This window comes from Ignavibacteria bacterium (assembly GCA_036262055.1).
Taxonomy (GTDB): domain Bacteria; phylum Bacteroidota; class Ignavibacteria; order Tepidaquicellales; family Tepidaquicellaceae; genus DATAJP01.
Map to the genome: position 1 here is coordinate 1,064,921 of DATAJP010000002.1, position 26,652 is coordinate 1,091,572.

Genomic DNA, 26,652 nt, shown 5'->3' on the forward strand with positions numbered 1-26,652 from the left:
CAAAATATACTATTAGATTTTTTTATAAATCAAACAAAACAAAAATGGCAATAGTGAAAGAAGTAACATCATTTCCAGATTTTAAGGTTAAGATAGTAACCTCCTTCCCCGATCTTTACGTTTATGTTACTAAATCAAAATCTGAAGCAATCGGAAGTGACTGTATTTGGTTTTTTTCTGATTCATTTCCGGATAAAAAAATAAAATTTGTTGATAGTTTTCCTGATTTAAAAATACAATATGTAAATTCAAAAAGTTTAGCTGGCTGGAAAAATAATTCACATCATTTACAAAAAAGAATAGGGTAATTCAAATTGTCATTATAATAATATTTATGAGCATTATAATAAAAAGAATCCCCAAAAATATAATTAAAATTCCATTACCGGATACATGGCAAGAAACTGGTTATTCCTGCGGCGCGGCCGTTTTGCAATCCATATTAAATTATTATGCTAAGGGACCAATTGGTGAAAGAAAGGTTGGCTGTGAATTAAATATGACAGAAAATGGAACCGATCCTTATCAAATAGTAAAAGTGCTTAAGAAATATAAGTTGAAATATAAAGAATTCCGCCCGATGACTACAGAGCAATTAAAGAAGTGCATCGATGAAAAAAAGACAGTCATGATAATGTTGCAGGCCTGGGGATGGAAGATTAAAAATATCAATAAATATGAGAGATCGTGGAAACACGGTCATTGGATTACTGCGATTGGTTATGATTCCAACAACTTTTACTTTGAAGATCCTTCTTTAAATAAAACAAGAGGTTTTATTCCAATTGATAAACTTGATTACCGATGGCATGATTGGGAAAATCAAAGTTTGACTTCAAAACGCATAACTACATATAATTATGGAATTGCTATATGGGGCAATAAAATCAGAGAAAAAGGAAGTGGGTTGCGAGCGAGAATGATTAGGTAATTTTTAAATAGTAATGGCACTATAATTAAAAAAATAATTTATTATTATTAAATAACTAATTCTCAATTGACAATTAATGAAAGTTTTTATAGGTTGTAATGTAAAGCGTTGAAGTGCCAATTTAAAGTAGTTTAAATAATGTTTATATATTCCGCCAAACAACAATTTCTTATTTTTCTTTTCCTTTATTTCTTTTTATCATTTAATATTAGTTATTCACAACCAAAAGTCGAATGGGTATCTGATTATATTTCTGATACAACTGATTTTAATTATACTATTGATATGGCAAGAGATTCTGTTGGTAATACTTATTTATTAGGTGCAGAAGCTAATTATGTAATACTTTTAAAGATTAATCCAGCAGGAAGTATTGTTTGGAAACGACATTATATGACCCAAGGACAAAACTGGATAAGAAATGTATTTGTTGATAAACAAGGAAACATAAATATCTTTTTTACACAAGGTAATTTATATTTTATAAAATATAACCAAAATGGAGATTCAATTGCCAGTAAAAAATTAGATGTTATATTTAATAGTTCAACATCAACAAATATTAAAGTAAATGAGAATAACGAAATATATGTCGCAGGCACATATACTAATATAGCAACGCATATTAAGGACTATATAATTTTAAAATTAGATATAAATTTTAGCACAATCTGGCAATATAAAGAGTCCCATCCGTTATCCGAAATTAATAATGCCGAATTGAATGATTTATGTTTTGATTATAAAGGTAATGTGTATTTTTGCGGTTCAGATGCATTGGCTTCAATTGGGGATACATCAAACATTTTTGTTACAAAGCTAAAACCAACTGGTTTATTTGAATGGAGGAGAGATTTTGCAAATATTCAAACCCACTCTTATTCAAAAAATATATTATGTGATAGTAAAGGATTTGTTTATATTTCAGGAATGTATTATTTACCGAGTACAATAATAAATGCAAAATCAATTCTGATTAAGTACAATTCTTTGGGAAAACTTCAGTGGTATAAATATTATCATGATAGTTTAATGACTAATACGGATTTTACTCCCATAGATATGAAGATGGATAATAATGGGAATTTTATTATCGGAGGTGTTATGTATATGGGTAATGGTAATTCGAATGGTGAAGATTTTTTAATTTTAAAATATTCTTCTGCTGGGGTGTTGAACGGAGATTATTATTTTGGAGGAAGAAGCCAAGACGTATTGTATTCAATAGATATTGATAATAAGAATAATATTTATGCAACGGGTTATAAATGGACGTTTGATAGCATTGGTCATAGTATAGATAAAAAAACATATACTGTAAAAGTAAATTCAACCGGACAGACTGTATGGGAAACAACTTATATTCCTCCCTTATTTGAAGGGAGAGGTGGAACAACAGCGAAGAAAATAATTATAGACAAATTTGAAAATATCTTCCTTGCTTGTGATGGGAACATAATAGATTACTCAACTGATATTTATTGTATAAAATATAATCAAATAGTTAATATATTCCCACCAGAATATTTACAAAATTTTAGTTTGTTACAAAATTACCCAAATCCTTTCAATCCATCAACAAATATAGAATTTTATATATTTGAATCAGGGTTCTATGAAATAAAAATTTATGATATAACCGGGAAAATTATTGGAAAATTAATTCAAAAAAGTTTAATAGCTGGCAATTACAAAATAACTTGGAATGCATTTAATAATGCTAGCGGAATTTATTTTTATTCTTTATACAAAGATGGAAAAAAACTCGATTTAAAGAAAATGATTTTGCTGAAGTAGAATAAATAATTTTAATAAGGGCTAAGACCTTTCCTCCCCAGGAAAATATATAATGCTTATAAAGCAATTATACTGTCCTGCCCTTATTTTTTAAATTAAACTAAATTATAAACTTTAAAAACTCAATTATGAAAACACTAAAAGTTTTACTGCTTTTTTTTGTTTTTCAGAGTGTTTGTTATGCTCAGATAACAAAAGTAAATTTTCAAGCTGGCGGGTATGTAACCGGTATTTATGTAGCAAAAAACACTGGAAACATTAGCAATCAGATTTTGTATGCGAAAACAGATATTGGAGGAATTTATAAGTCAACTAATAATGGTGTTAATTGGAATTTTATTAGTAATTATACAACTATTCCAACTGGGAATCATACTTCTTTACTTAAATCCGAACTTGTTACTCAAGGATTTGCAATGAACCCCGAATACTCTAATTATATAATTGCTTGTTGGGGAGGAGCAGACTTTTATGATGCAAGAGATAGGGATAATAAATGCGTTTATTATTCTACTGACGGTGGAGATAATTGGTTTGAATCAACTTTTAATGTGGGTTCAAGCAATAGACCCCGATTTGCAGGTGATGTTCCTCATATAAAGCAAGGAGGTGAATGCATCCAATACAAACCTGATACAGAAAACGGAATCTATCCTGTTTTTGTTGCTGGATTATCAGCAAGTAATACAGATGTTCCTAGATTATTTAAAAGTGTTGATAATGGAGCAAATTTTATAAGAATAAATAGTTTTGATGGAAGTGGATTTTTAAGTGTTAACGATACGATTACAAGTATTGCATTTGCAAAAGGTAGTAATGAAATTTGGATAGCATTTACACATAAAACAAGTGGAAATAATTTTGGTGGGGTATTAAGAGGAATACCTAATGGTAGTGGTGGTTACAACTTTACAAAATTTGATTTACCTTGCGCAAGAAGAGTAATTTTAAAAAAAGTTCATTTAGGTGGAAATGACTATAAATTAGTTGTGTTTATTGCTTATGCGGGAGGAGGTTCAACTTCAACCGGACTATATAAAATTGAAGTTAATGAATATGCTTCAGGAACGATTTCTGAAGGCGATATTACAAGCTCTTATTTTACAAATTATGGATATTCAAGTAATAATATGTGTTTACTTAGTTTTGCAGGAAGTGATGAAAATACACTTTTAGCTGGTAGAGTGTTAAGACCTACAATGAAAAGCACGAATGACGGAGCAAGTTTTGTGGGAGAAACATCCGGTAATCCAAATGATCCTATAAGATTATATTTTGATCCAAACACGCAAAATACTAGTTATCCACGACATCAATTTCCAATAAGCACCGTTACGCATCTTGAATCAGGTATAAGCATGATTGTTAGAAATTACAATTCAAGTATGACCAATACATGGTATGTAACAGGTGGCGCCGGAATGATTCAGACTATTAATAATGACGCTCCTACATCATCTACTTTATTTGGTAATAAAAAATTTGCATATACCACTGTTGGAATGAATTTTCCGGTTCTGTATGACGTATCTGTAAATTATAAACATTTTAGTAATATGTATTTTCCAATGTCAGACTGGACAATGGGAAATGTTGGACAAAAAAGAGCAATGAGTTATTCAGCTTCACCACTTGAATATGACAGGCAAGAAACCAAATTTGGAAACCAATATGATACAAAGATTCCCAATGTTAGAAGAATCTTACATTCTACTATTAACAGTCAACCAAATGTATCATATTGTATTGGAGGAAATGTATATGATAATTCAGCGTTCATGTATAAAAGAACCGCAAATATATATGGCGAACCGTCTAGTGTTTCGCAAATAGGAGGAACGTATAGTCCTTTTATAGCAACAAATAGATCATTTCCCGATGGAATTATAGATTATGATTTTAATACAAATAATGATAGGTTAATTGTTTTATTGGGTCCGAGTAGTGGTAAATCAACGCCTAATATAACGTCTGGTTTAGGAGTTTACAGAAGTGTAAATGGTGGTTTAAACTGGTCTCCTTGTTCTTTTTATAATGCTGAAGAAGAAGATAATATTACAAATAATATGTTTATGAATGCAATAATTTCAGCAGGTAATACTTTTGGTGAAAATGGATATATATCTGGATTATTTGAAAATCAATTTAATTTAAGCAATAGTGCTACACCGGGTGAAAAATATCTTTATTTGGAAGGCTTTGGTTCTGGTACTCAAGAAGGTGGTGGTTTTTTTATGAGTCCAAATTACGGTGAATCGTGGGAATTTCAAAGCAATGTTGTCGGCAACCCAAGTGGAGATGATAAGTTTAAAGGTGAAGGTTGTCTAAAATATGCTGATTGGGCAACAGGACCAGATCAACTTTTTATAGCAATAAAGCAAACTCCTGATCAATTAACTAATAATTGGAAACGTGGATTATACTCTACCGATTATGACGGATTTAATACTGGAAATTCATGGACAAGACACTCCTTTTTTTCTTCTGCAAGGCAGGTAGATGCAATTAGTGATAAATTAGGACGAAAAGTTATATGTGTATATGGAAAAAGAGATGGAGTTGATGCAGCAGATAGATTATATGTTTCATATGATGGCGGAGCGAATTTTTCTGTCATCACCGACATGGATTATGTAACAGGAATTTCTTCTCTAAGAATCTCGCGTGATTGTACTCCCCTCTCTGTTTGGGTAGCAACGTCTGATATGGGAGCATTTAATGTCAGATTGTACCAACCATATTACCAGTATGCGTGTTTATTCCCAATTGCAGCTGATTTAGTTATAAATGGAAATATGGAGTTTGAATCTGACATCATAATAACTGATAGTGCAACAGTAACAATAGATGGTAATGTTGAGATTAAAATGCCTCAAGATGCTAAAATAATTGTTGATGAGACTGCAAAATTAATTGTCACAAATGGTAGTAACGTTACATTTACCAAAGATGATGCAGCAACCTCTTGGAATGGCATTGAGTTTAGAGGATCAGCTAATGGTCATTTAAAAAAATGTACATTTGAAAACACTAGTTCACCCATACGAATAGTTGCAAGTGACAGTGGATCTGTTGCTATTGTTGATACTCTTATTATTGATTCCTGTACATTTAATTCTGGTGAGAATCAAATTACAATCGAAAGTGATTCAATTACAGCTAGCCGAAATATTAGAATTACTAATAATACGTTTAACTTGCCTTCCGGAGGTCAAAAGTGTATATATGCTGAGAATGTATTTAACCTGTTAGTAAAGAATAATACTTTTAATATAGGAACCGGTTCATTTGGAATTCATACAAAAAATTCATTTGGCGTAGATCCTTTTAGTGAGGCACCTCCAACATATGTAAATATTGTAGGTAATACTTTTTATGGTGGAACTATAGGGATGGCACTTATGAATTCTGAGCTTCTAACCTATTATGTTGCAGAAAATATCTTTGCAGGAAGTGCTAACGGATATTATGGAATTATAACTAAAAAAGTAAATGGAAGAATAAAAAATAATTTATTCAATAACACAAATATAAATCAGGCATTAAGAATTGATTTAAGTGATGTAAGTTTATTTAATAATGCGATAAATGGTAACGAAGACAACATCAATGTGTTAGCCTTATCAACAGTTAATATGTCTCCGATAATTAATGGAGAAGATTTTGTTTGGGAAGGAGGCGCTAATTGGGTTACCTCTAATAATGCAAATAACCTCGCTTTTAATGGTGCGGGATTACCATTACTGGATTATGGTAAAAATTGTTTCAACTTAATTTCATCTACTAACGGAAACCATTTATTGGGCGTTTCCTCAATTACGGATAATACGTACATGTGTAGAAATAATGGGTGGACTCATGTTACACCAGAACGTCTTTCAAATATACATTATAATTCTACTCCGATAGTACCTGCGCTTGACCCGACATACAATTGTTCTACAACACCTTCTTATGATGGTTATAACATTGCAAATCGTGGCAATGGAATATACGATACAATATGGACTTCCGAAACAGGAACACTTTCGGAACAAGATGATGATGAAATAATGTATAATCAGGCATTATATTATCAATATAGCTATGATTATGTGAACGCAATATATGTAAATAAAAATTTAATAGATAACTATCTAAGCAGTTCATATCTCATAGATGCTATATGGAATTTGAATGCATGTTATGGTTCATTAGATACTGGCTCTGTAAATCATGATAATTTATATAGTGAATTAAAGATTTACATGACCAATCTGATCTCAAGTGAAAATTATGATGAAGGAGTTGAATCAGCCGCATATCAGGTAATATTAGAATGCGAAGCACAATTAGGAGATTATAATAAAGCAATGGACGGTTATGAATTTTTAGTAGAATACCATCCTGATCCGGTAATCCGTTTGAATGCCAGCTGGGATTACGAAGATTTAGCTGAATTACTTGGTGGAGGAAGTTCAGTAAAAGAAGAACAACTTTCGTTTGAAGAGTACAAATTAAAAAGATTGTTTAGAATGGATAAAATCGTTTCAGGAGATCCAATACTTCAAAAGTTAAAAGCAAAATATGATGATAAAATCGTAAATAAATACAATACTGCCGAAAAGATTGTCTTAGCGAAAAAAGACATTACTGCAAACGATAGAAGCACAATTGAAAAGAAGATATATACAGAACAACAGCAAACCATTATGCAGCGAAGCCTTGATAATATTAGAAATGCGAGATTACGCACGAAAGCTGAAAAAGACAAAAAATTGGTCGAAGATTTAATTTTAAGCGGTGGAATGAGCCTCGTAAGTGATAATAGTGGTAATACAACTGTTCCAATGGAATATAAACTTCAGCAGAATTACCCGAATCCATTTAATCCGGTAACTACTATTAAATACCAATTGCCTAAAGATGGCTTAGTTCAGATTAAGGTCTATGATATTATTGGTCGCGAAGTTATGACATTAGCAAATGAACAAAAAACCGCCGGCACCTACGAAGCAGTGTTTAATGGGCTAAATTTTGCCAGTGGAATCTATTTTTATAGAATTCAAGCTGGCAATTTTGTTGAGACTAAAAAAATGATGCTGATTAAATAGAAGTAAGAAAATAAAAAAACAAAAAAACATCCTGCTTATTTAGAGGATGTTTTTCTATATCTAATTCGTATCTTATTGTTTTATATTTTTTATATCATATACTTAATAATCATTATTTATCTATCATATTCTATCATCATATTTATCATTACCTCCTCTCATCCTTTCTCCTTTCCAATCCTTCTTCTTCTCCCTCTATGTATCCATCTAGTATATCTCTCACCATAATAAGGTAAGAATCTTTACGAAATTGTTATATCAGGGGAGAATCTAAGCTTTTCTTTGTAAATTTTCCTCATGACCAATTTTAGCTCATTTTCATGTTGTTTTTCAATTATGAATGAATCATGAACTACCAATACCATAATCCCCTTTTTAGCAAAGTGCAAAAGTATCTCATGAGCAATTTCAGCATCCATATTTTGAAGTTCCAAGCCAATCCCGGTGAAAAAATACTTGGCAATCTTTTTGTGTTTATCTTTGAATAACTCAAGCATGGGCTTCAACGTTCGGTCTGTTAAATCGGGAAGCAGTGATTGAAGGCCGCCGGTTTTTAATTCTTCTCTGAATGCTTGTATACATTTTTTTTCATCAACTGAATTTAAACAAGTTAAAGCCAGAAGCTTAAATATGGAACGGAGCTTGGGCATCCTTTTACACAAATCATCATACGGGTCTGTCTTTGGTTTTATTCCTTCTTTATGATACAGCATATTTAAATGCAAAGCTTTATAATCGAGCTCTACAGTTTCATTACCGTTTATCATTAAATACTTCCTGATTGCCTTAGGCATATTGCTTTCGACTCCTCTATAGAACCTGCCGCCGTGTAAAAAGTTGTCATTAAATATCCGGACAAGATAAGTAGTTCTAAGGTCAATATTTGTCTTTTTATCCTTCCTCTCGATTTTTTCAGCAAAATACAATGCATTTCCATCTTTCAATAAATCCGCCGGTACATTCTTCAATGAAACCTTATTCTTAGCTCTCACATTATTAATTAGTTTCACTTCTTCGCTGAGTTTCATAGTCAAGGCAGTATCAACATAATCTATATCAGATTTTTTACCGTTATCATTCTTTCGCAGGATTATACTTTCATATGGTATGCATTCTTCAATTTCAGCTGAATCATTCAAAATTTTAAACAATTTATCAGTTCCTATGTATGAATCCGGTTTTTCACCTTTTGCTCCCAGCTGCCGGACCATATAACCATTCTTTTCTAGTTTATCCAATATTTCAACGCTTGTTTGGTAATTCTGTATATTCTGCTTATATCTCGGGGGTATGAATGCATAGTAGTTCTTCGCCCTAGAAACCATAAGCTCATTCCCGGACTTTTTGCAAATAAACAAGTTTGCTATTAGGCAGCTTAGAAATTCCTTTTTTTGGTCAGTTTTCTTGTTTATGACCTTAAGTTCTGAAATTACCATATTAAGCTTTTCAGTGTTCTTCAATCTTAAATTATAGTTTATAAATTTATTCTTTGTTAGCATAGTTTATCTTTACCTTATAATATTGCATTTGAATGTTGTCTAACAAAATTTCCGAACACCATAATTAATTAAGTATCTAATAAAGTAGTTGACAAATAAAGAAATATTTATTAGCTTTGTATCAGTATAATTTAATTTTGTTCTATAACAATATCGCAAAAATCAATTTGAGGCAGTAGCGAAATGCCACTGAATAAAAGAGAAGTTAACCTCAACCTACAATCGGCATGGTTAGTCCGATACTAAATTTCGAAGATTGTTCATAAATCGAAATCTCACACGATGTAACATTCCGTGTACCAATAATCTAAGTCACAGATTTAATAATTTATAATTTACGACTGCAGAAAGCAGTGTTTTTTATAATATTCAGATTTTACATTTCTGTGTTAAAGGATAATGGCACAAATTTAATAATTTATTTTTTAAAACGACTGCAAAAGCAGTGTTTTTTATAATATTCATATGAAAATTATGAAAACTATAATAACAATAGGTAGCTCTTCAGAGTTACCTAAGCTCTTATCAAATATTGAAAGAGCCGCAAAAGATCCAAATGATAAAGAAATTTTAATCTTTGGATGTGAAAAGCTTAGCTACAACGATGTTGAAGAACTAAGCAATAGAATTAAGCATACCTTGCCTAATGCAAAAATTAAGGCAGTTTCTAATTTGAATCTGAAAGGTATGCTGATACTCTGTTCTGCGAAAAAAGAGAACAGAAATATCGAACCAGGACAAGCTGTTAGTATTGATCCAGCTGTTCTCAATGATCCTGAGGTATTAGAACTCCTTGAAAGAGTACTTTGCAAACAAAGCGCTTCAAAACTCAATGATGAAAGTTTAAGGAATCTCTTATTTGGAAACACAAAACTCGATGCCAAGCTCTTAAAAAAACATGGCTTGTGCACGAGCTTCCAGGGAGAAAAGGTTAATAGAAAGAAAACCTCCTCCAAAGCTCCGTCATTAGGTGCAGCATCTTCAAAGGCAGCGAAAGACAAAAAGACGGACGCTGACCAGTCCGGTGCCTCAACTGATAAGCCTGTGAAGAAGGAAAAAGAAACGGTCACTATGGTTGTATCTGAAACTGTTGCAGAAGGTAGTAAAGATGAAAAAGGAAATAATCTACAATCGAACACTCAAACAGACCTTAAAGTGGGAAAGGAGAATAAGAAATTGTTAAGTTCACTATAAATATTAAATAGTGATCTTAATTCTAAATCTTTGAGTCAAATTCTTTGACTAAACATTGATGCATAATCAATTGAATTAATTAAAGAAGGTAAAACCAATAGAATAGTCTTTCAATCAGAGAATTGCACCAAAAATTAAATTGTCAGACGAATTTGACTCAAGGTTTAATAATATTTTAAGAAAACGTTATTGAAAATAAGAACTAGAAATCCGGCAGCAACCGGATTTTCTATTTAAAAACTATAAAATATGATCTTTAATCCTGTTATATCACCAGTAATAATTTCCAGTGTTGCATCTACTTACACTGATACATATCGCGTCTTGATGGAATACATTGATAACTCAATTGATGCTGCGTCATTAAGAATTAATCCATTAACCCATAAAACCATTTATCAAAACGATGCTGAAATTATCATTAATATTCGGGGAAGTAATTATGCGGGAGGCAGCATAACAATAACAGATAACTGTAAAGGGATTTTTAAATTAATAGATATTTTACAAAATATAGGTTTCTCAAACAAGAAATCTCAATCATGGACAAATGGGAATTTTGGTTTTGGAATATATTCTTTTATGGCTGTCTGCAACAGACTTGATATAATAACTAAGTTCAAAGGAAAAAACTTTGCTGAAAAAGTTACAGTTACTAGAAATGACTTTGAAAAGAAAAGTATTTCAGATGTGAACCTAAATATCACAACTGTAAGAGCAGATTTTGCCGAACATTATACAGAAGTCACATTAAGCGGATTTGACAAAGAAAAATGGGAAGATTTTAGAGATTTATATTTAGGAATTTTTATTTCGCATCATTTTGACCTTATACTTAGGGAATCACCTTTGAAAATAAAATTGCTGAGAAATAACAAACAAACCCAATGTAGACCCTATATGTATGGTATTCATCAAGGTAGTGAGTTTACAAAAGAATTTACCGTTAAAATCGGCAAAGGAAGCAACACAATAATTAAGAAAGCTAAAATATTTTTGAAATATACTTCTCAAAGAATTACTAAAAGGCCTATAGCATTCTTTTCCAAAGGCAGAAGGATTAATGATGTTAATCAAATATCTTTATTTGATTCCAATAATAAAACTCTCATATGGTCTAATCCTCAATTAACAGGTTATATAGATACAGCTGATATATTAAGCCCTGTGATAACAAGAAATACTTATAAGAATGATATAGATACAAAAAGGTTTTTTACCCAACTAAAAAAACTTGAACCTGTTATTATTGATTTTATCAACATATGTAATCAAAAAAATATAACAACACATTTTAACCGGCTAGAGGATATTATAAATGAAAAAATTAAATGTTCAATTAAAAACAAACAAAAGATTAAAAGGAAACCTCAAAGCGGGGATATTGTAACCATAAACGAAGATGATAAAGGATATGAAATAGAATGCATTCAATTTGAGTTAATAGAAAAAGCAACTCCAGATCAACGTAGATTAAAACGGACGAGCCGCCGAGTGAAGGCAAATCCTCTGCGTAGTAATATTATATCAGCGGATAGTTATAAATATGAAACTTTAGTCGTAAACCCTGTTCAAGATGAAATTTCCTCAATTAAAATTAAAATTGAAGGAAATGCGCAACCGCTGAACGATGAAAATAATACCGCTCTTCTTTCAATACTTGTAAATAATAAGGTCGTCATTTATAAGAAACATAAGGATTTTAATGAAAGAGTCAGAAGAAATAGACTCGGAGAAGAATTTATGACAAAATCACTAATCAGTCTTATAATAATTGAGTTTTTAAGTCATTATCTAAAACAGATAAATTCTAAAAATGAAATGAATGAGTTTAAAGAAGTGTATTATGAATTGGAAAGAGAATTGGAAGAATTAAACGATAAACCTTTAACAACTTATTTAGGGGCTTAACATTCAAAGCTAAGAAAAACCATATGAAAAACAAAATTTTAATTTGTTAGATAGTTGTTCAATTTGAAAAATGTTATCCTTTATTTATATATGAGAAAATGAATTGATGGACTTATAATAAACCCATTGCTAATTCATTACTAAGGTAAACATGTTTTTATGGTATAAGATGAATGAAGAAATTAAAGTTCAAAAAATTAAAATGAACGAAATAATAGAATCAAGTAAATCATCAAATTTTAACTTGAATAAGGAACTTGAACAGGACTCTATGTTTAAACTTTTATCAGTTAACAAGGTAAGAAAGCTTCTAGGCTTATCTTATTGCAAAACCTTAAATTTAATCAAAGACGGTCAGATTGGTTATAAGTTAATTGGCAATAAGATCATGGTTCCTAAAATTGAACTTTGGAAATACATCAATGAAACCAAAGGAAATGTTAACCAACTTATAAAAAATAAATTTAAAAACATTCAGTATGAAATCGATTCTATTATCAATAATTAAAGAATTTAAACTATGGCAACTTTATACGAAAAAAGAGGGAGGTGGTATATTGATTATGTATTAAACGGTAAGAAAAAAACCAAAAACACAAAATTACCCGCCACCAAAATATTTAAAACGGAAGCTGAAAAAATTAAGCTTAAAATCGAATTGTTAATTAAAAGTAATGAAAATAAATTCATAACTAAAACAGAAGGAATGTCATTAGAAACGGCTTCTGAAAAATATGTTGAATATTTATTAAGCAAATCTAAAAATCATTTACTATCCTTTAAAACAGCATTTAGTCAAATCAGCTTATATATATCTCCGCAAAAAAATATAAAAGATATCATTAAAGAAGATATTAAATTGCTTATTTCTGAATTAAAAACTAATCGTAGTATTGAAACAGTTAGATCATATTTAAGATATTTTAAAATTTTCTTTAACTTTCTTGTCGAAGAAGAATATATATTAAAATCACCAATTCCAAAGAAATTTATGCCTAGGTCTCCTAAGAAACTCATCAAAACTTTTGATTCTAATATGATAGAGAATATACTCTCGCTTGCTAAACAAAGAGACCATAAGTATTACTGTTTTCTTAAAATGTTATTATTAACCGGGCAACGGCCAGGAGATGTTCTAAATTTTCGGTTTAAGGATATGAATTTAGAAAAGGATTTATTATTTATAAAGATTTCAAAGACCGATAAACAAATCTACTTTCCAATATATAATGAATTAAGGAAATTCATACTGACTGATATTATGCAATATCAGATTGAACCGGAGGACTTAATATTTGAAGGTTTTAATATAAGCATTGTTAGCAAGAGATTGATTCGAATAAAGAAGCAATTAAATATTAAAGAAAGAGGATATGATTTAAAGACTTTCAGGAAAACTTTTGGGACACATTTAGCTTCTAAAGGAATAGATAGGACTAAAGTTGCGGATTTATTAGGACATGAATCTGTTGCCACGACAATAAAATATTATGCAAAAGTTAAAGCTGAAAACTTGAAAGAAGATTTAAATAAAGTGTTCGTTTCTTAAAAAATCGCTGACAAAATCGCTGACACTTTCATAATTCTAACATTTCCTTGAAATAAAAAGCCCTGTAAGTGTATTATATTACAGGGCTTTACTTTTTATATCTAAGATTTATAAAATACTATATCTAATGATTAAGAGTCATTTGCTCTACCAGCTGAGCTAAGGACGCATATTAAAATATTGAAATTTTTAATGTTTTTCAATGTTTTAAAATCGCGTCCTTCCTGCTTTTACCTGAAATTACCCACTTTTTTGAAAAATCGCTGAAAGAATTTCTGATAAATTGCTGAAAGAATTTAAGAGGAATTTCATGTAACTAATAACCAAAAGGATAATCCTTATTCTTCATTCGTTTACATATTATAATAATTAAAGAATTCCATTAACAATTTTTAAATTTTTATGGCATAATATTGGTAATGGGTTAATTATACTTTTAATTCATATAAAAATTAATCTATTACGAATGAAATTAGTATTAAGTATTTTATTATATAAAATACATATACTAAATATGGCAGACGTACATGATAAAAAGACTCGAAGCTATAATATGTCCCAAATAAAATGTCGAGATACAAAACCAGAACAGATAGTTCGTAAATTTATATTTAAAAACGGATTTAGATATAAAAAAAACGTAATAAATTTACCTGGAAAACCTGATATTGTTTTACCAAAATATAAAACAATTATATTTGTTCACGGTTGTTTCTGGCATGGACATAAAAATTGTCAATACGCTTCTATTCCTAAAACAAAAACTGAATGGTGGTTAAATAAGATAGGAAAGAATAAGCTTAATGATGCTAAGCATTTTAAAGCTCTTAAAAAGTTAGGTTGGCAAGTATTTATTATTTGGGAATGCAATATTAAAAAAAATAATCAAACATATTTATTAAATTTAATTAATAATTTAACGGAAATAAAAATTAATGGCACGAAAAAGAAAACCTAGATTAATTGATTTATTTTGTGGTGCGGGAGGATTAAGTAAAGGTTTTGAAATGGCAGGATTTAAAACTCTATTAGGAATTGATAGCATTCAGAGATTTACAGAAACTTTTCAATTAAATCATACAAATTCAAAAACAATATGTGGAGATATTACTAAAATAACAGTTGATGAAATAAAAAAAATTATCAACAATTTAGAAGTTGATGTTATAGTTGGAGGACCACCTTGTCAGGGATTTAGTATGGCAGGTCAAAGAGATCCTAAAGACCCAAGAAATTCTCTTTTTATGGAATATGTTAGAATAGTTGAGGGTTTAAAACCTACTTATTTCGTAATGGAAAATGTTCCCGGTATACTAACTATGGAAACTGCTTCTGGACAGAATGTATTATCTATTATATTAACAGAATTTAAGAGACTTGGATATACCGTTGAATATAAAAAGCTTTTAGCTTCAGATTATGGTGTACCTCAAAAAAGGAAACGAATAATTTTTATTGGAACAAATAAAAATAAAAAGATACATTTTCCTAAACCAACACATTCTGAAATCAATGCTGAAGGATTATTTGAACCTCCATTAAAAAAATGGAAACCTGTAAAAGAAGTTTTGTTTAAAAAAAACGAAGTTGAAAAATCGTATTTCCATTCCAAAAAAATGATTGAAGGTTTTATAAAAAGAACCGCTGTTAACCGGAAAAAAGGAAATGGTTTTGGATGGCAAATATTGGATTTGAATAAACCTTCATATACTATTTCTGCACGATATTGGAAAGATGGTTCTGATGCATTAGTAAAATATTCTGAGACAGAAATTAGGATGTTAACGCCACGCGAATGTGCTAGAATTCAGACATTTCCAGATACATTTAAATTTGTTGGTAATAAAAAAGAACAATATATGCAAATTGGAAATGCAGTACCACCGCTTTTGGGGAAGGCTATTGCAGAATCTATTTTAGAACAAATTATTTAAACTCAAATTCGGGAAGTTCCTTAATAAATTCTGATACTTTCCGAATTTTTTCAATATTTGTTATCTCATCAGCTTTTATTTTTTGACTATCTAATAAATATCCTGAAAATTCATCAATGAGTAAATAGTTATTCGAGGTGTAAATCTTAAAAATTTTTTTAGGAATGTTATTTATAGTTGCGCATAAAAACATGGGATTTTCTGTTATTTTTTTAGCTAAATTATTAGGGATTTTTGTAATCAAATTACCTGTTTCTTCGCCTTTCCTGTTTATGACTTTCACAATATCCAAATTTTTTTGTTCAACAACTAAAACTTTTTCATTTTCGATATTACCATATCCAGTACATAATGTGCGTAATTCACATTCAAAGCATGCGATTGGATTTGATTCTCTTAGTTGACTATTGCCTTTAGTACCAAACCGAGTGCACCATTGAGTAAAATAAAAACTTTTCATATTAGTCTTATTTGCTTGACTTGCATACCAAATTATTCTTTCAAGTTTTCCTAAATTTGAAAATGAGTTTAAAAATCCTTCTATATTATTAGTAAATCCTAGAACGTAGAAGGCAAATGATTCAATCCAAATATCTATCGGAATAGCATTAATATTCCCGAAACCTTGTTGCAAAAAGCATCCAATAACTTTTGGGGCAACTCCTTTAAATTTTTTTGATAAATAAAAATTAATATAAAAATCTTTATCCCATAATTTATAATCTTTTGCAAAAGCAAACATTATAGAAGAAATAAAATAACAAGCTCTCCACGGGTGCCTGTTAAATGCATCAATTAATCTTTCGATTATGTGTCTTTCCTTTGCATTTAAAATATTTTGGTCTTCAAATTCTAAGCCAATAGTTTTAATATATTGTTCTTTATCTCTAGGCCATGCTTTATGCATACTTGAAAATTCTGTTCCATCAATATTTACTATAGAAGTAAAGCTATGATTATATACTTTTAATATAGTATCAAATAAATCAGAAAATTTTGGAAAATTTTTAAGATTATTTGATAGCAAATCATTATAAGTAGGAAGAATATAAAACTCATAAAAACTCCATTTTCCTTCTATATTAATTTTTTCCCCAAAAATACTTAGAAAATTGTAAAGCATTCTCATTTCGCTTTGTCTTCCTGTTTTCGGTTGCCATGCAGCTACAAACCGGACAATCGAATAAACTTCTTCATAATATCTTCCAAAAGGTATATGCTTGCCAAAAGAATTTTCTAGTAAAGTAAATATACGGTTCAACACTGGAAAATATTTTTCTTCTTTTGAACAGCACACTTTTACATCATCAATTGATATTTTATCAGATAGTCCAAACCTATTTTCAAGTTCTGTAATTGTTTTCTCTTTTAAATCTTGAGAATTACTCAGATTCTTATTTGATAAAAATAAAATATCGACTGTACAAAATTCACCTCTTACTTCTTTAAATGAAATACTTATAGGAAATCCATAAACTCTATCCTTGCCATAACTAAAATGAACATAGATCATAGGGAAATGAGGAAGATCTGGATAATATAATTCAAAAAAGGGAATCCATTGAATAGGAATATTCTTTAATGTTAAAATGTTTTCGTATTTGATACTTTCCATATATAATAATTAAAATTTAAATGATGATTTTAAACCTAAAATCCATAAATTATATCTTATTTCTAAACTTTACTATATGTTAGATGTTATTAAAAGCTAATGATTATAGGAAAATTATAAGCTGTATTAAAGTATGAACTTTATGGAGTATTAAATAAAATTTATAGATATCGAGCACATTTGAGACTACTCTTGGAAATTATAAAAATATGTGAACAGTATAAACTCATATTTTTATATTGACGTTCATATAATAATGATATAAATTTTAAACCTGTTGTGCCGATTTTTTAAACAAAATAATAAAGTAATTGTTGTGTGTTAACTCGTAGATATTTTATATTAACACATTGATTCAAATTATTCCGTAAAATATGGCGGACGGTTGCAATTTATATCTTACTGAAAGTGATTTAATTCAAGCTCAAAATTCTTTAAAAGTTGGATATTTGAAAAATACAGAAAATGATGCACAGACTATGCTTGATTTATACATCAAAAATAATGTTGAGGAATTTAAAAAAACGATTTTTGATTCTTCAAAACCCCAATACAAAATTATAGATGATTTGTTAAGAAAAGCTTTCAAAAATGATTTAAGTGACACTGACTTAAATCACTTACCCAAAGCTCTATTGACAATTCTAAATGTAGACCCAAATGTACATGGGATCTTTCATAGCATTCCAAAACCCAGAGGAGAATATTCTTCACCTCTACAACACGCAGGAGAATTAATTTTAGGAGCAGCCATAATTCAAAAAGAAGAAATAAATACTTCATTAGGTAATTTAATAATTGATAAAAATGATTTAAAAATATCATTTGGACAAAAGTACTTTGGAGAGCATTATGTTTCTAATAAAACTTTAGAAGCAGACCTTCAACTTTACTTAAAACAATCCAATATAGGTGTAGATATTAAATATAGTAAAACAAGCACTCATTATGGTATTAAAAATGATTCTTTTAATAATTCTCTAGAAAAAATAAGAAATTGTTTTGCAGATGGGAGTTTAAATGGATATTATTTCATTTCAAATGTTGAATTCTCAGAATCATTCATAAATAAAATTAATGAATATAATATTTTAATATTTCAAGATAGGCTTACAAGAGATTTGGACATGCAAAATAACTTTGAATACCTTGCAAATATTGAGAAAAAAGGTTCTCTAATATCAGCATCGATTGAGGAGTTAAAATCTGTATTAGATGTCGACCATTTAAATTTAATAGCTAAAAAATATGATATCCCTCAAATAGGATATTGTGAAAAAATTAAATTCGAAGGATAATTTGTCAAAATACGAAGATATATTATTCATAGAAAATGAATTAAAAATTCGCCTTCCAAAATCATATAAGGACCTACTTTTAAATAAAACAGATTGTATAGTTTTTGGATTACCTATATTAGGACTTCCCTTAACAGAAGATATTACAAGTTGTTATGGTGCTACAGTGTTATTGAGAATGATAAAGCCTGAATATTTAAATTATTTAGTTATTAGAATTTGTGATTGCAGATTTCTTTGTTTAGATTTAAATAATGCTACTGAAAATGATGCTCCTTTAGTTGAGATAAGTACCGATACTTCTCAAAATCTAAACCCTATTCATAACTCATTTGCAAAATATATAAATGAATCTGAAATTTCAAAAAGAGAGATCAAAGAAGGTCTTAAAAGAATTAAGAATTTATTTGCAAATAAACATGTTAAATCTTATTCGCGATTTGGAGAAACCAATATCCCTTATAAAGCTAAAGACTGGAGAATACACCGATGCTGTGTGCATGATTATATTGTCGGATTGATTGCATTTAGATATAGTGAATTATTTAATTGTATTGAAGTTGATGTATTTCTATCCACTAATCATCCGGAATATGAAGATGAACATGGTACAAAAGCATTATTGGCTTTATTGCTTTCAGATGCATATAGGAATGGTTCAGGAATGGAAATAAGGTTCACTCGATTTGATTCAAATTTACAAAAGAGAGTTTCTAGTACTATACCCCAAAATTTATTAAATATTATAACTTCTTCAGGTATCATTTTAAGCAATTCGGATAAAGGAATGATTTCTCATGAAGAATCAATAAATATTTTTACATCTATTCTAAGAATTCAAGAAGATGTAATAAATAAAATCAAACAATTTGCAAAATTGAATGAAATATCACTACAGGGAGTATGTTTTTTAATAAATTGTCGAATATGGACAATTGAACAAATAAATTGGATAATATTAAATGCAACAAGAGTAAGAGAAGTCATATTTGGTAAAGATGATCCTGAAGATAGAATCAATTATTCTGAATCAGTTTCTTTAGGAAGATGTGCTTTAGCCTTAACAAAGTTTAAAGATAAAATAGAATCTGTTTCAGACAATGATTCAATAAATATTCAAGTGAACATAAATAAATTATTCTTTGTACTTTTAAATTATCATTTTTATTCTATTGATTGGGGGTATAATAATGAACTTTTTAATATTCAACCAAAAACAAGTTTGACTATACTTTCACGACCCAGAAGCAATTGGATAAATTTTTATGTACAAGTAATGGATGATATTAATACTATAAAAAATGAACCTGGTCAAAAAATAATCTTATATTGCAATAATATTTTGAATATTCCGAATTTTCACTCAACTTTTATGTCATTGAACCCAAGCGAAGAATTATCTTATCTAATACTTCCATTTTCTACTGAAGAACTTGATGAAGAAATAATTAATAAAATGAAAAAAGCTCGGCAATATAGAATATGAAAATAAGTGTTATTTCCGTATCAAGTCAGGATTGGAACTCTGATTATTTTTCTATTGTAGTACGTCAAATAAAAGATTCAGCACGAAAAATTATGAAAGAGATTGATATTGGGATTGAACGGAAACGTTTTAACAATTCTTGCTATAGATTAGAAAAACTTGCCTTACAAAAGGGGAAAGAAATATTATTCGATGAAAATGAACTTCAAAAGGCATTGGATTCATTCAATATAGAACAAGATATCCAATTACCTTTTATAGAAACAATTCAATTAGAATCTTTCATAAACTATTTTAGTGAAAATATTCGTTATTTAATAGATTCAAAAATGAATATTGTTTTCATTCTTAATGAATTTTCTAATGGAACAATTAAATTTAATCGTAAAAATAAAAATTTATCTACGAATATTGCTAAATCCAATATAACTGAATTTAATGAAGGAATTTTAACCAGCCCTGATAATATCCAAAATAAATTTCATGTACAGATATTAAATGCTATTAAAAAAGGAACTCCAATAGGATGGATTAATTTAATCGAATCAGAAAATAAACCAGAATTTCTATTAAGGCACGAAGGTCTTATTTCTTGTCTTCGTGAACATATTTATGTCAAAAAACAACCTACAATTATTGAAAAATATAAAGTAAAGAAAAATGTTATAGATGTAAAAGCAAATGAAGAAAGGAATAAGTCTTTATGGTCTAAAATTATCAATCTTTTTTTCAATCAACCTAAAATAATGAAGAAAATTGAAGTTGAAAAGGAAAAGGAAATAAAAGTTAATATTATACCTAAATATACTCAATTTGCTTTTCAGGACGCTTCAATAAGTGAACCCTTCCCTTTGTATTCTATGCTGGAGGTAAAACCTAAAAGTAGGTTAGAAACTATCAAAGTATCGTTAATTTCAAACAGACATTTTGAGCTTGATAATATTGTTGATGTTTGTATAATTCGAAACAGTGAGATTAGTAGAAGAGAAGAAGCGACAATATCAGAACAAGAGAGTTTAAGTTTTAAAATTGCCGAAGAATTTTTTAATGAAATTCTTAAGAATACTGATGGTATACATATTGAATTATTTCATACAGGTTTAGAACCGGCGGTTATAGGCACATACCGTGCGCTATTGCACATTCTTTTAAAACCTGAAAATAGGGGTAAGATTGTTGTAACACCAAAAATTTTTAAAGGAGGGAATATTTACTCCGACTTAAAATCATGGTATTAAAATGACAATAGAATGGAAACAAAAATGTAAGGATTGTAACAAAGAATTTGGATATTCTGATATTTCTTTACAAAAAGATTTTAAAAAAGGATTAAGTAGAACTGAGCGATGCTCTGATTGCAGAAAACTTCATGCTTTAGAAATAAAATCTATTGTTTCATCACATTTTGCGCTAAAAAAAAGAGATTTAAAATCTTCAATATTAGGTTATCCCTTTATTGGACAAATACAGCATGATAAAAAAGAGTTAAGAAAAATTGAAAGAACACCAAATAGTTCTGGAATGGATTTTGGAATAAAAGAGTTTCATATTAAGCAAGTTTATGAAGCTTTAGAGCAAAACCAAGTCTTAGTTATTATAGCTCCAACTGGAACTGGAAAATCAACTTATCTCCCTTCTAAATTTATTTTCCCTCTAGAAGGATATCCAATTGACCATTTTACAAAAAGAGGTCCAATTATTGTTACACAACCTAGGATAGCTGCAGCAAGGAAAATTCCAGAAACAATAGGTACAAAACTTATTGGGTCAAGTATTGGGGAGGGCTATGAAATTGGATTTAGGCATGGTGATAGAAATAATAAAAAAAGAGGTGATAATTTTGATCTAAAAAGAAACAGATTAATATATGTAACGGATGGTTCATTAATAAATTGGCTTGAAAAAGGGCAAATTTCAGATTTTAGTATGATAATAATTGATGAGGCTCATGAAAGAAGTTGTAATATAGATTTAATTCTTGGACTTGTCAAAAGAGAATTACTTAAATATCCTGAGTTAAAATTTATTATTGTTTCAGCAACTATAGATGCCGAAAGTTTTGTAAAGTATTTTTCTTATCCATTTAGCGTGAAGTTTTTAGATTTTTCTAATTGCCAAAAATCTTTTGGATATGAAGAGTTTCCATGGAAAACTTCAGAAATAAAGCCAGAAGAATTTGATGCCACATTAATTGAAAAATATAAACAGGAAGCACATTTAATAATAAGAAAATATGAAAGAAATATTTCATATTTAATGTCGCAAAAAGTTATTGAATTGATTAATAATACGAAGGATGGAGGAATTATTGGTTTTCTTGATGGTCAGGAACATATAGAATATACAGTTAAATTGATAAAAGATAAGCTAAAGGATAGAAAAGATGTTAAAGTATTTCCATTATATACTGGGTTAGGAAATGACAAGGTTCAAGAGGCTTTAAGAGATATTAAAGAAAGAAGAATTGTAATAGCAACGAATATTGCCGAAACATCTCTAACTATACCCGATGTTGTATATGTTATTGATTCGGGATTAATAAAACAATCAAATTGGAATTCTATAACCTGCAGACAGGAACTTAATACAATATTTCATTCAAAAGATGGTAGTAAGCAACGGTGGGGTAGAGCAGGAAGAGTTCAAAAAGGTTTTGTTCATAAATTATATAGTAAGGAACAGTATATAAAATATTTTCCAAATCATACTCCACCGGAAATAAAAAGGTCAAATGCCGAAAGTATAATTCTAAATTTATTTGCTAATGGTGTAAATAATATTGAAGAGTTTTCTTTGCTTGAAAAACCTGGAGAATTAGAATTTCAACGAGCATTGAAAGTTATAAAAAAAAGAAAAATAATAGATAATGAACATGACTTTACTTTAGAAGGTAAAGAAATTTACAGATTATCAAAAGCATTAAATAGTATTTTAGACAAAGTTGAGTTTAATTCAACTCAAAGAGCGTTAGATGTTGCTTCCTTTTTAATTTTAGCAGATAAATATTGCTGTCTTATAGAAGCTATAACTGCAATTTGTATGATGCCAAGAATGGGCAATGCTTTATATTGGAAATCAGATGGTCTTTTGCAATGGAATAAAAAATTAAATCTTATCTCTAAAGATTATCAAATTAGATTAATAGACAGTTTTAAAGCAGGCTGCAGTGACGATTTAGATTTTGCGTGCAAACTTTATAGTTTATATGAAGGTAGTTTTTTTGATTACAATCTTAATAAATCATATATTGAATGGTTTTTAAAAGAAGTTCCATTAAATTACGAAAACTTCAAATTATTAGATAACACAAGGAATGAATTAATTAAGGTATTTAGTAAAGGTAAAAAGATTAACAAAATCCGGAAAATTAATTTAAATCTCATTTCTCGTGTAAGAGTTTTAGCTTCTATAGCATGGCCTGATAGAGTCGTAACTATTACAAAATCAAATAGAATACTATTTGAAAATAAAGAATATGAATTCAGAGGTATAATTTCTGAAAACTGTGCTGGTAATTGGACTGATGAAAAAATGGCAATTGTCGGAATTTTGGATCAAAATCAAAATGATATCTTTATTGAAGGGGAAAAAATCAAAGTACCCATTGCAAATTTTTTAATAAGATATATAAAACCTTCATCTTCAACAAAAACGATTATAAATATAATAAATACATTTAGAAAATATAACTCCAACTCTTCAGTAACTGATTCTTATTCAAATTGTATTTCGGATTTAATAATTCCTATTAATTCCAGAATAAGAATAAACGATAAAAGAAAATTCCAAAAAATTATAGGATATTTCCCAGTTGCAGAGAACTCTAATGATCCATATGTTTTAGATGATTTATTTGGTGCTATCTATCATTCAGATAAAAAAATTGAATTAGAAGAAGAATATAAAGCAGAGCTTAATGAAGGCATTAATTTTAAAGAAAATATAATTATTGAAAGATGGATAAAAAAGAAAGATAAGGTGGTTGCTGTTTTAGATGAATTTTTAAATTATGAACCAGGTCTTTTTATACATCTAAAACTTGGTGAAAAAGTAGAAGCATTAATTAAACGCCCAATATTTAATATACGTACCAATGGACTAAGAGAAATTGCGGGATTTATGGTATCTATTGAAGGATTTAATTATTCTTTGCCAATTGATCAAATTAGTATAGAGCTCCAAAATGACTCACTTATTGAATTAGTAAATAAAAGAATTACTTTAATTAAGATTGGTATAACTCAAATTTCAAAACAACCTATATTTTCTTTGGTCCCAATACTTGAAAATGAAAGAACTAGACTTTTGAGTGTTGTCGAAATAAAAGTTATAGTCTCTAAAATTACAGAACAATATATATCTTTTAATGTTAAATCAGATGAAAGAGAATTTCATTTACCTTTAATATTACCAATTGCACATATTAAAGATGATATAAAGTTTATTGTAATAGGAGGAGAAGTGACACTCAACTTAAAATTGAGAAATCAAAACACTGAAAAAATTATTGTTGATTGCTTGGACGACGATAGTTTAACCTATGAAGAAATAAAACATATAGAAAATTTACTTTGTAAAATAAAAGATAATAATGCCGAATATGCTTTATTTCTAGATAACGATATCCAAATAAACGGGACAGAGTTTTTTGCTAGCAAACCTATATTGTTCCAACATTTAATTAATCTATTAAATAAATATCCTATATTAAACTCTTCATTAAGAATATTGTATGCAAAGTCTTGGGAGTTAAAAATTTCTATTCTGGGAATCGATAAAGCGTATGATGAATTAATTATAAATATTTCAAATCTTCGAATGCAAATAATAAGATTACCAAATTTGCAGGCCCGGGAGATTTTAAAGGGATTTAAATGGCATAGTTATAAAATTAATAGAGAGCAACAAAAAATTATCAGAGATGAAATGGATAATATATGGGAAATTATACGAAATAAAGAATATCAAGTAAAAAAGATTTTCGGATTAATAGAAAATAAAAGCAAATATTTAGACAAATTATATACTGAATATGATCAAATTCCGGATTTTCAGACAAGAAAGAGAGATACCAAATATACAAAAATAATGGAAATTAGTAATGAAATAGAAGTATTAAAATCTCAGTTAAAAATGTATTATTAAATTCTTTTTTATTTTATAAATATTCTTTCGTTTTACCTTACAATTCAGATGACTTAAAATAAATAATTTGTTAACGGAAAGTGTAAAGAAATTTAGATGGGTTGGGTGTAATATTAGTTTAAAATTAATCTTTAAATATAAAAATTAGTTTTGCCGGCTTTGGTTTATATTTAATCACAAATCACATTTCATTTTATCGGCGCATTATTAAACCGGCATTTTTATCATTTTTCTTCTTTTCTTTCGGAAACCATATCTTTATTCATATAATCAACAAATAATTGTATGAGAATAGAAACTATAAACGAAATTAATATAAGCACTATTAATATTGGGATATTAATTTGTCTATTAGCTGTCATTTTGAATATACTATGAAAATAATCGTTAAATGAAGTAGTACTTGAAAAACTTTCGAACTTTTGAATTACAGGTGGGAATAATAAATTAATTAAAACCAGTATTGCAAATATTATTAAAGCAGGTTTGTATTTTTTTAGCATTTTAATTTTATTTTAATTATTGAAATTTAACTTTCAAGTTTATTATATCATAAAATTATTGTTTTTTAAAATAGATATATTTTTTCTCCAAAGGTGGGTCTGAGAATTGTGTTTGGGTATATAGTAAATCATGCTCATAAGAGAAAATATAAAGAGGCATATCTTCATTTTTAATAATTTCATGTCCCGCAATATTGTTTACAGTTATACCCTTGTAAAAAATCTCAATAATTGAATCTTTGTCTTTTGTATTACAATTAATTACATATATTAAACCAAAATAATCCTCCGCACTAAATACAGCTGTACCATCCGGATGAATTTTTACATATCGTTTATCATAACCGTCTTCAAATAAGTATAATCCTGTCCAATCATAATTAATTGTTTCTGTTTTGTTATTATTACAGGCTTGGAAGGAGAGCAAAATAAAAACTAATAATATTTTTTTCATATTTAGTTTATATAATAAAAAAGGGACGCAACCTATTACGTCCCCATCAGAGGCTCTGGTAAGCCCACAGGTAAGACATAAAGGCGCGCCCCAATTTAATGGGACTGCCTCTCGTCCGTTTTACCTGTTGAAATTACCAGATTTCTGATGAAAACGTGGCGAAAGTTAGTCCAAACTTTCGTGAATAAAAACTATATAAAGAACTATTTACATCTTAAAATAACTTCTTATTAATCCAATTAA

General features: G+C 28.9%; 17 protein-coding genes. 14 read left to right on the top strand and 3 right to left on the bottom strand.

Annotated elements, in window-relative coordinates:
• Positions 1-44: 44 nt before the first annotated feature.
• From VHP32_06645 to VHP32_06660, 4 genes are all read left to right on the top strand, one after another.
• On the top strand, positions 45-308 hold the full coding sequence (locus VHP32_06645; protein ID HEX2787568.1) for a DUF6150 family protein: 264 nt from the start codon (positions 45-47) through the stop codon (positions 306-308).
• Positions 309-334: 26 nt separating this feature from the next.
• Positions 335-931: a C39 family peptidase gene (locus tag VHP32_06650; GenBank protein HEX2787569.1), complete on the top strand. Its 597-nt coding sequence runs from the start codon at positions 335-337 to the stop codon at positions 929-931.
• A 285-nt stretch (positions 932-1,216) separates the two neighbouring features.
• Positions 1,217-2,728 carry a T9SS type A sorting domain-containing protein gene (locus tag VHP32_06655; protein HEX2787570.1) on the top strand — a complete coding sequence of 504 codons (1,512 nt, stop codon included), beginning with the start codon at positions 1,217-1,219 and terminating at the stop codon, positions 2,726-2,728.
• 128 nt (positions 2,729-2,856) lie between these two features.
• Complete coding sequence (locus tag VHP32_06660; protein HEX2787571.1) at positions 2,857-7,821, top strand: T9SS type A sorting domain-containing protein; 4,965 nt, start codon at positions 2,857-2,859, stop codon at positions 7,819-7,821.
• Positions 7,822-8,063: 242 nt separating this feature from the next.
• Here the strand turns inward: VHP32_06660 and VHP32_06665 are convergent, their stop codons facing one another.
• Positions 8,064-9,059 (bottom strand): hypothetical protein, encoded by a 996-nt coding sequence (locus VHP32_06665; protein ID HEX2787572.1) that lies wholly within the window; start codon positions 9,057-9,059, stop codon positions 8,064-8,066.
• Positions 9,060-9,794: 735 nt separating this feature from the next.
• Here VHP32_06665 and VHP32_06670 point away from each other — a divergent pair.
• The 6 genes from VHP32_06670 to VHP32_06695 all read left to right on the top strand — a co-directional run bounded on the left by VHP32_06670 (position 9,795) and on the right by VHP32_06695 (position 15,908).
• Complete coding sequence (locus tag VHP32_06670; protein HEX2787573.1) at positions 9,795-10,514, top strand: hypothetical protein; 720 nt, start codon at positions 9,795-9,797, stop codon at positions 10,512-10,514.
• Between the two features lie 327 nt (positions 10,515-10,841).
• Positions 10,842-12,425, top strand: coding sequence for an ATP-binding protein (locus VHP32_06675; GenBank protein HEX2787574.1), 1,584 nt, complete (start codon positions 10,842-10,844; stop codon positions 12,423-12,425).
• 169 nt (positions 12,426-12,594) lie between these two features.
• Complete coding sequence (locus VHP32_06680) at positions 12,595-12,933, top strand: hypothetical protein (protein ID HEX2787575.1); 339 nt, start codon at positions 12,595-12,597, stop codon at positions 12,931-12,933.
• 12 nt (positions 12,934-12,945) lie between these two features.
• Entirely contained in the window at positions 12,946-13,974 is a 1,029-nt protein-coding gene (locus tag VHP32_06685; protein ID HEX2787576.1) for a site-specific integrase, read from the top strand.
• A 466-nt stretch (positions 13,975-14,440) separates the two neighbouring features.
• Positions 14,441-14,932 carry a DNA mismatch endonuclease Vsr gene (gene vsr, locus VHP32_06690; protein HEX2787577.1) on the top strand — a complete coding sequence of 164 codons (492 nt, stop codon included), beginning with the start codon at positions 14,441-14,443 and terminating at the stop codon, positions 14,930-14,932.
• A complete protein-coding gene (locus tag VHP32_06695; protein HEX2787578.1) occupies positions 14,910-15,908 on the top strand; it encodes a DNA cytosine methyltransferase in 999 nt (332 codons plus the stop codon). The genes vsr and VHP32_06695 overlap by 23 nt, the downstream gene beginning before the upstream one ends.
• Here the strand turns inward: VHP32_06695 and VHP32_06700 are convergent.
• On the bottom strand, positions 15,901-17,523 hold the full coding sequence (locus VHP32_06700; protein ID HEX2787579.1) for a hypothetical protein: 1,623 nt from the start codon (positions 17,521-17,523) through the stop codon (positions 15,901-15,903). The genes VHP32_06695 and VHP32_06700 overlap by 8 nt on opposite strands.
• A 374-nt stretch (positions 17,524-17,897) precedes the next feature.
• On the opposite strand from VHP32_06700, the gene VHP32_06705 reads away from it, so the two are divergent.
• From VHP32_06705 to VHP32_06720, 4 genes are read left to right on the top strand one after another with little or no spacing between them, the layout of a single operon-like run.
• Positions 17,898-18,821 (top strand): hypothetical protein, encoded by a 924-nt coding sequence (locus VHP32_06705; GenBank protein ID HEX2787580.1) that lies wholly within the window; start codon positions 17,898-17,900, stop codon positions 18,819-18,821.
• 1 nt (position 18,822) lies between these two features.
• Positions 18,823-20,307: an SMI1/KNR4 family protein gene (locus tag VHP32_06710; protein HEX2787581.1), complete on the top strand. Its 1,485-nt coding sequence runs from the start codon at positions 18,823-18,825 to the stop codon at positions 20,305-20,307.
• Entirely contained in the window at positions 20,304-21,545 is a 1,242-nt protein-coding gene (locus tag VHP32_06715) for a hypothetical protein (GenBank protein HEX2787582.1), read from the top strand. Before VHP32_06710 ends, VHP32_06715 begins: the two co-directional genes overlap by 4 nt.
• A gap of 1 nt (position 21,546) precedes the next feature.
• Positions 21,547-25,452, top strand: a complete 3,906-nt coding sequence (locus tag VHP32_06720; protein ID HEX2787583.1) for a helicase-related protein — start codon at positions 21,547-21,549, stop codon at positions 25,450-25,452.
• Between the two features lie 558 nt (positions 25,453-26,010).
• On the opposite strand, the gene VHP32_06725 is transcribed toward VHP32_06720, so the two are convergent.
• Positions 26,011-26,409, bottom strand: a complete 399-nt coding sequence (locus VHP32_06725) for a hypothetical protein (GenBank protein HEX2787584.1) — start codon at positions 26,407-26,409, stop codon at positions 26,011-26,013.
• Between the last annotated feature and the right edge of the window lie 243 nt (positions 26,410-26,652).